This is a genomic window from Pseudomonas sp. REP124, from assembly GCF_020164475.1.
Lineage (GTDB): Bacteria > Pseudomonadota > Gammaproteobacteria > Pseudomonadales > Pseudomonadaceae > Aquipseudomonas.
In genome coordinates this window covers 1-8,367 of sequence record NZ_JAIQWX010000211.1, presented here as the reverse complement: position 1 = coordinate 8,367, position 8,367 = coordinate 1, and the positions used below count along the sequence as shown (strand labels likewise).

Annotated in this window: 6 protein-coding genes; all 6 read left to right on the top strand. The window is 59.7% G+C overall.

All coding sequences use genetic code 11. The features are described from left to right. Positions 1-177 precede the first annotated feature (177 nt). The 6 genes from K9857_RS28565 to K9857_RS28540 all read left to right on the top strand — a co-directional run bounded on the left by K9857_RS28565 (position 178) and on the right by K9857_RS28540 (position 8,352). Entirely contained in the window at positions 178-1,179 is a 1,002-nt protein-coding gene (locus tag K9857_RS28565) for a phosphate ABC transporter substrate-binding protein PstS family protein (protein ID WP_224541642.1), read from the top strand. A gap of 485 nt (positions 1,180-1,664) precedes the next feature. Further along, positions 1,665-3,698, top strand: coding sequence for an ABC transporter permease subunit (locus K9857_RS28560; RefSeq protein WP_224541644.1), 2,034 nt, complete (start codon positions 1,665-1,667; stop codon positions 3,696-3,698). A 15-nt stretch (positions 3,699-3,713) separates the two neighbouring features. Further along, the gene (pstA, locus tag K9857_RS28555) at positions 3,714-5,384 is read left to right on the top strand and encodes a phosphate ABC transporter permease PstA (protein ID WP_224541639.1); all 1,671 of its coding nucleotides are present in this window, start codon (positions 3,714-3,716) and stop codon (positions 5,382-5,384) included. Positions 5,385-5,559: 175 nt separating this feature from the next. After that, on the top strand, positions 5,560-6,393 hold the full coding sequence (gene pstB, locus K9857_RS28550; protein WP_224541637.1) for a phosphate ABC transporter ATP-binding protein PstB: 834 nt from the start codon (positions 5,560-5,562) through the stop codon (positions 6,391-6,393). 109 nt (positions 6,394-6,502) lie between these two features. Next, positions 6,503-7,264 carry a phosphate signaling complex protein PhoU gene (gene phoU, locus K9857_RS28545; protein WP_175375581.1) on the top strand — a complete coding sequence of 254 codons (762 nt, stop codon included), beginning with the start codon at positions 6,503-6,505 and terminating at the stop codon, positions 7,262-7,264. A 167-nt stretch (positions 7,265-7,431) separates the two neighbouring features. Further along, entirely contained in the window at positions 7,432-8,352 is a 921-nt protein-coding gene (locus tag K9857_RS28540) for a response regulator (protein ID WP_224541635.1), read from the top strand. Positions 8,353-8,367: the final 15 nt, after the last annotated feature.

Here is an 8,367-nt window from a genome sequence, read left to right as displayed (position 1 = left end):
ACAGATACAGCGTGATCAATGTGGGAGCGAGCCTGCTCGCGATGGGGTATCCCCAAACTTCGTGTAGAGGCCCAATACTGGCCTTTCATCCAATTGTCACATTCCAGACATAGAGTGTTCACATGGCCTGCTGATACTTGGCCCCGACTTAAAACACCTATCTGCTAGGAGTAAGGCATGAAACTGAAGCGTTTGATGGCGGCAATGACTTTTGTCGCTGCTGGCGTTGCGACTGCCAACGCGGTTGCCGCTGTTGACCCTGCTATCCCGAGCTACACCAAGACCACCGGTGTGTCGGGCAACCTGTCCAGCGTTGGTTCCGACACCCTGGCCAACCTCATGACCCTCTGGGCTGAGAACTACAAAAAAGAATACCCGAACGTAAACATCCAGATTCAGGCCGCTGGCTCCGCCACCGCGCCACCTGCGCTGACTGAAGGCACCTCTAACCTGGGCCCGATGAGCCGCAAGATGAAGGACACCGAACTGGCTGCCTTCGAACAGAAATACGGCTACAAGCCAACCGCTATCCCGGTTGCCGTGGACGCCCTGGCTGTTTTCGTACACAAGGACAACCCGATCCAGCACCTGACCATGGAACAGGTCGATGCGATCTTCTCGTCCACCCGTCTGTGCGGCGCTAAAGCCGATGTGAAAACCTGGGGTGACCTGGGTGTGACCGGCGACCTGGCCAACAAGCCGGTTCAACTGTTCGGTCGTAACTCGGTATCCGGCACCTACGGCTACTTCAAGGAAGAAGCCCTGTGCAAAGGCGACTACAAGGCTAACGTGAACGAGCAACCAGGTTCGGCTTCGGTCGTTCAGTCCATCAGCTCCTCGCTGAACGGCATCGGTTACTCGGGTATCGGTTACAAGACCGCCAGCGTGAAAACTGTTGCACTGGCCAAGAAAGGCAGCCAGGACTTCATCGAAGACACCGAAGAAAACGCCCTGAACGGCAAGTATCCGCTGTCCCGCTTCCTGTACGTATACGTGAACAAGGCCCCGAACAAGCCTCTGGCCCCGCTGGAAGCCGAGTTCGTGAAACTGGTTCTGTCCAAGCAGGGTCAGGAAGTTGTAGTTAAAGACGGTTACATCCCTCTGCCAGCCAAGGTTGCTGCGAAAGCACTGGCTGACCTGGGTCTGCAGGAAGGCGGCGCTGAAGTCGCAAAAAAGTAAAACCCTAGGTCCGGGCTACATCTCGGACCTGTAGGCGCGAAGTTTGCTCGCGAAGGCGGCGGTTCAGTCAGCATAAACGTTGAATGTAACGACCCCTTCGCGAGCAAGCTCTGCTCCTGCGAATGCCGCTACGCCGGCCCACATATTTTCTATCCCCTGCTGGTACCGCCAGCGGAGGATTTGTCGCGTCACTGCACTGTCATCTTTCTGTCATACAGGATCGCTAGGGTGTGCGAATGAATGATCTGGCCAATTCCAACATGACTACAAATCCCCCCAAGCGCATTGATTTCAATACGCCTGAGCTGCAACGCAAGCGCCGCATTCGCGCGCTGAAAGATCGCCTGACCCGCTGGTACGTCCTCGTTGGCGGCCTTGCCGTGCTGGGTGCGATTACTCTGATTTTCTTCTTCCTTGCCTACGTCGTCGCACCTCTGTTCCAGGGTGCCAGTCTGACGTCCAACGACGCCATCACGCCTGCCTGGATGCAAGATGCCGGCAAGCCGTTGATGATCTCCCTGGAAGAACAGAACCAGGTGGCGATGCGGGTTTCCGACAAGGGCCAGGCCTTGTTCTTCGACATCGACAGTGGCGCTGAACTCAAGCGCGTCGATCTGCCGGTTCCAGCCGGTGCCTCCGTGACCTCCATCGGTGAAGATCAGCCAGGTCATCCATTGGTAGCGGTGGGACTGTCCAACGGCCAGGCGCTGGTGTTCCGTCACACCTATAAAGTCAGCTATCCGGACGGCAAGAAAACCATCACGCCGGCCATCGAATACCCATACGGCGAAGCGCCAATCGCCCTGAACGAAGGCGGCGGTGCGCTGGAGCACGTCAGCCTCAACGCCACCGATTCGACCCTGATGCTGGTTGGCTCCACCGGTTCGCAACTCAATGTCCTGTCGCTGACCAGCGAAGAAAACATGATGACCGGCGAAGTCACCAACGAGCAGAAGCGTATCGACCTGCCGCAAATGACTGAGCCTGTGAAGAACATCTTCGTCGACCCACGTCAGCAGTGGCTGTACGTAATCAACGGTCGTGCTCAGGCCGACGTGTTCAGCCTGCGCGACAAGAGTCTCAACGGTCGCTACAAACTGCTGGAAGATGGCGAAGCTCAAGTCACCGCCACCAATCAACTGGTGGGCGGCATCTCGCTGATCATCGGCGACTCCAAAGGCGGTCTGGCCCAGTGGTTCATGGCGCGCGACCCCGATGGCGAACAGCGCCTGAAGCTGATCCGTACCTTCCAGATGGGCACGACGCCGATCGTCGAAATCACCGCTGAAGAACGTCGCAAGGGCTTCGTTGCCCTGGATGCTTCCGGCAAGCTCGGCGTGTTCCACAGCACCGCGCATCGCACCCTGCTGGTGGATCAGGTGGTGGAAGGCCAGGGCCTGTTCGGTCTGTCACCACGGGCCAACCGCGTGATCGTGGAAGCCGGCGGCAAGATCCATCCGTTGCTGCTGGACAACCCGCACCCGGAAGTTTCCTGGAGCGCGTTGTGGAGCAAGGTCTGGTACGAGAACTACGACGAGCCTAAATACGTCTGGCAATCGACCGCCGCCAACACTGACTTCGAACCGAAGCTGAGCCTCTCGCCGCTGACCTTCGGTACCCTGAAAGCCGCGTTCTACGCCATGCTGCTGGCCGCGCCTCTGGCCGTTGCCGCTGCGATCTACACCGCCTACTTCATGGCCCCGGGCATGCGTCGCAAGGTCAAGCCGGTGATCGAGCTGATGGAAGCGATGCCGACGGTGATCCTCGGTTTCTTCGCCGGTCTGTTCCTCGCGCCGTATGTGGAAGGACATCTGCCCGGCATCTTCAGCCTGCTGATGTTGCTGCCGATCGGCATTCTGGTCGCCGGTTTCGCCTTCAGTCGTCTGCCTGAGTCGATTCGCCTGCGCATCCCGGATGGCTGGGAAAGTGCGCTGCTGATTCCGGTGATCCTGTTCGTGGGCTGGTTGTCGCTGTACATGAGCCCGTTCATGGAAAACTGGTTCTTCGGCGGCGACATGCGCCTGTGGATCTCCCACGACCTGGGTATCACCTACGACCAGCGCAACGCACTGGTGGTCGGTCTGGCCATGGGCTTCGCGGTAATCCCGAACATCTACTCCATCGCCGAAGACGCCGTGTTCAGTGTGCCTCGCGGCCTGACCCTCGGTTCCCTGGCACTTGGCGCAACACCATGGCAGACCATGACCCGCGTGGTGATCCTCACCGCCAGCCCGGGCATCTTCTCGGCGTTGATGATCGGCATGGGCCGTGCGGTCGGTGAAACCATGATCGTACTGATGGCCACCGGCAACACCCCGGTCATGGAAATGAACCTGTTCGAAGGTCTGCGCACCCTGGCCGCCAACGTGGCGGTGGAAATGCCCGAGTCGGAAGTCGGCGGCAGCCACTACCGCGTGCTGTTCCTCTCGGCGCTGGTGCTGCTGTTGTTCACCTTCATCATGAACACCCTCGCGGAACTGATTCGTCAGCGTCTGCGCAAGAAATACTCGTCGCTTTAAGAAAGGTAGAAGTCTGTGAAACAGAACTCCCTGAAAGGATGGTTCAAGAGCGGCGCTCCAGGTGTCTGGATCAGCGGTGGCGCGGTGTCCATCGCGGTCATCATGACCATTGGCCTGCTGGCAGTGATCGCCGTGCGCGGTCTGGGTCACTTCTGGCCGGCGGATCTGGTGCACGCCAGCTACGACGTGCCGGGCCAGGGCAATCACCTGGTCGTCGGTGAAGTGGTGCAGAAGGAAGAAGTGCCGCGTGCTCGTTTGAAGAGTGCCGGCCTGCCGGTTCCGGATGAAGGTCCGGAATTCATGACCCGCGAGCTGATCAAGGTCGGTAACCGTGACCTGAACGGCAACGACTTCACCTGGATCGTCGGCGAGTGGCTGACCAACCAGACCACGCCGGTGGAGCTGATGGCCATCGAGCGTCGCGAGTGGGGCAACTTCTACGGCTACCTGGTCAACGTCAAACAGGACGGCAAGGTGGTCGCCGAAGGCGAAGCGGCCTGGCCTGAGCTGCAGGCGCGAATCGATCGGGTGAACAAGCTGGCTGCCCAGCTAAAGACCCTGGAAAAAGTCGATATCGGCGCGATCAACTCAGGTCTGGAGCGTATCCGTCTGCACGGTCGCAAACTGGAGCTGGAAGGTAAACTCGACCCGGCCGCGCAAGCGGACATGGACGCCGAGCGTGCCGAGCTCAATGCGCGTTATCAGGACGTCGAAGCGCGTCTTACCGACCTGCACGCACAGTTCAACCGTGACAGCCTTACCGCCCGCGACGCCAACGGCAAGGAAATCGAAATCGGTCTGGGTAAGGTGGTTCATGCCTACCAGCCGAACGCCATGGGCACTTTCACCAAGGTCGGTTTCTACTTCAGCAAGGTCTGGGAATTCCTCAGCGACGATCCGCGTGAGGCGAACACCGAAGGCGGTATTTTCCCGGCGATCTTCGGCACCGTGATGATGACCCTGATCATGGCGATGATCGTGACCCCGTTCGGCGTGCTGGCGGCCGTGTACCTGCGTGAATACGCCAAGCAGAACGCGTTGACCCGGGTGATCCGCATTGCGGTGAACAACCTGGCGGGCGTTCCGGCGATCGTTTACGGCGTGTTCGGTCTGGGCTTCTTCGTCTACGTGCTGGGTGGTTCGCTCGACCGTCTGTTCTTCCCTGAAGCCTTGCCGGCGCCGACTTTCGGTACGCCGGGTCTGCTGTGGGCTTCGTTGACCCTGGCGCTGTTGGCAGTGCCGGTGGTGATCGTGGCCACTGAAGAAGGTCTGGCGCGGATTCCTCGCACCGTACGCGAAGGTTCGCTGGCGCTCGGCGCGACCAAGGCCGAAACCCTGTGGAAGATCGTGCTGCCGATGGCCAGCCCGGCGATGATGACCGGCATGATCCTCGCCGTGGCCCGCGCCGCCGGTGAAGTGGCGCCGCTGATGCTGGTGGGTGTGGTGAAGCTGGCGCCGTCGCTGCCGGTGGATGGCAACTACCCGTACCTGCACCTGGATCAGAAGATCATGCACCTGGGCTTCCACATTTATGACGTCGGCTTCCAGAGCCCGAACGTCGAAGCCGCGCGACCGCTGGTGTACGCCACGGCGCTGCTGCTGGTGTTGGTGATCGCCACGTTGAACCTGTCGGCAGTGTGGATTCGTAACCACCTGCGCGAAAAATACAAAGCGCTGGATAGCTGATCCCCTGTGGGAGCGGGCTTGCTCGCGAAAGCGATGTGTCAGTCGACATCATCGGTGAATGCAAGAATGCATTCGCGAGCAAGCCCGCTCCCACCCTGATCGGCGTCTACCGGACTATTAATGGAACAGCCAAAAGGGCGTTCCAAACCGAATTTGTTAGCACAGGGAGCCTCCCATGCAGCACGAAACACATACCCACGGCATCAACATGTCGGCCCTGGGTCGCGACAAGCAGAGCCTGAACCTGGCGCAGGAAACCGTGGCGATCGAAGTGCCGGGCCTGAGCCTGTTCTACGGCGAGAAACAAGCGCTGTATGACGTCAGCATGAACATTCCGAAACAGCGTGTGACTGCCTTCATCGGCCCGTCCGGCTGCGGCAAGTCGACCCTGCTGCGTACCTTTAACCGCATGAACGACCTGGTCGACGGCTGCCGCGTTGAAGGCGAGATCAACCTGTACGGCAATAACATCTATCGCAAAGGCGAAGACGTGGCCGAGCTGCGTCGTCGTGTCGGCATGGTGTTCCAGAAGCCGAACCCGTTCCCGAAAACCATCTACGAAAACGTGGTCTACGGCCTGCGCATCCAGGGCATCAACAAGAAGCGCGTGCTCGACGAAGCCGTGGAGTGGGCGTTGAAAGGCGCGGCGCTGTGGGATGAAGTGAAAGACCGCCTGCACGAATCGGCACTGGGCCTATCCGGCGGTCAACAGCAGCGTCTGGTGATCGCTCGCACTATCGCGGTTGAGCCGGAAGTCCTGCTGCTCGACGAACCCTGCTCGGCACTCGACCCGATCTCCACGCTGAAAGTCGAAGAGCTGATCTACGAACTGAAATCCAAGTTCACCATCGTCATCGTGACCCACAACATGCAGCAGGCCGCGCGGGTTTCCGACTACACGGCGTTCATGTACATGGGCAAACTGGTGGAATTCGGCGACACCGATACCCTGTTCACCAACCCGGCGAAGAAGCAGACCGAAGACTACATCACCGGTCGGTATGGCTAGAAGCAGCTGCGAGCCGCAAGCTACAAGCGGCAAGTAAAGCGGACCGAGTACGAAACGAAACAGCTTGCAGCTTGATGCTTGCAGCTCACAGCTTTTGCGGAGCAAACCCATGATTTCTAAGGAAGGCTTGACCCATCACATCTCCCAGCAATTCAACGCCGAACTCGAGGAAGTGCGCAGCCACCTCCTGGCCATGGGCGGGCTGGTCGAGAAGCAGGTCAACGACGCGGTCACCGCGCTGATCGAAGCCGACTCGGGTCTGGCGCAGCAGGTGCGCGAGATCGACGACCAGATCAATCAGATGGAACGCAACATCGACGAAGAGTGCTTGCGCATTCTGGCCCGTCGCCAGCCGGCAGCGTCGGACTTGCGTCTGATCATCAGCATCTCCAAGTCGGTGATCGACCTGGAGCGCATCGGTGACGAAGCGACCAAAATCGCCCGTCGCGCCATTCAGCTGTGCGAAGAAGGTGAGGCGCCGCGCGGTTACGTCGAGGTTCGCCACATCGGCGACCAGGTCCGCAACATGGTCCGCGATGCGCTGGACGCTTTTGCCCGTTTCGATGCAGACCTTGCGTTGTCGGTGGCGCAGTACGACAAGATCATCGACCGCGAATACAAGACCGCGCTGCGCGAGCTGGCGACCTACATGATGGAAGACCCGCGCTCTATCTCGCGGGTCTTGAGCATCATCTGGGTACTGCGTTCGCTGGAGCGTATCGGTGACCACGCGCGCAACATCTCCGAGCTGGTGATTTACCTGGTGCGCGGCACTGACGTGCGCCACATGGGCCTCAAGCGCATGAAGGAAGAAGTTGAAGGAACAAGCGGCGAAACCGCTAATGTTCCGGGCGAAGCTGACGATAAGTAAGGTTGCCCCAGAGAAGCGCCCGGCCCTTTGGCCGGGCGTTTTCATTTGCGGCTCACGAATTCGAAAAGCAGCACCCGCGAACGAAAGTCCCGGCGTGACTGAAGGTTTTTGGCAAAGTGCCATCAGTAAAGCGGTATGCTGGCCGGGATTTTTTAAAGGGGTTTTGGATGAGTAAGGTCAGTGTGTTGGTCGTGGACGATGCCTCGTTCATTCGTGACCTGGTGAAAAAATGCCTGCGTAACTATTTTCCGGGCATGCGCATCGAAGATGCGGTCAACGGCAGAAAGGCTCAGGCCCTGCTGGCGCGCGAGGCGTTCGATCTGGTCCTGTGCGACTGGGAAATGCCGGAGATGTCGGGTCTGGAGCTGCTGACCTGGTGCCGTGAGCAGGAAAGCCTCAAGGGTATGCCGTTCGTGATGGTGACCAGCCGTGGCGACAAGGAGAACGTGGTGCAGGCGATCCAGGCCGGGGTATCCGGTTATGTGAGCAAGCCGTTCACCAACGAGCAACTGATCACCAAGGTCAAGCAGGCGCTGCACAAGGTCGGCAAGCTGGATTCGCTGATCAACACGGCGAGCACCAAAACCGTCTCGGCCTATGCCAATGATTCGTTGAATGCGTTGACCGGCGGCAAGGCGCCTGTGGTGGCTGCGACTGTCGCTGCGCCTGCCGCACCTGCTGCCGCTCCTTCGCGTGGCCTGCTCAACAGCCCGCCGGTCAAGGCGCCGACTCCCGCGGCTGCAGCCGGAGGAGGGCGTGGCCAAGGTCAATTGCGTTTGCCTAACGGTATCCAGCAATGCGTGATCAAGGCCCTGAGCCTCAAGGAAGCGCTGCTGGTGATCAAGCGTACCGACGCCCTGCCGCAAGTGCTCGACAGCGCCGTGCTCGACCTGGAGCAAGGCGAGAGCGCCGAGACAGCGCGTCTGAACGGCTACCTGCACGCCATCGTCGCCCACGAACCCAAGCCTGACAGCGAATGGCTGCAGCTGACCTTCCGCTTCGTCGATCAGGACGCGCAGAAGCTCGATTACATCTCCCGCCTGATTGCTCGTGGTACGGCGCAGAAGCACTTTGTTCCGGGTGCCTGAGACCGCGTAGGGCCG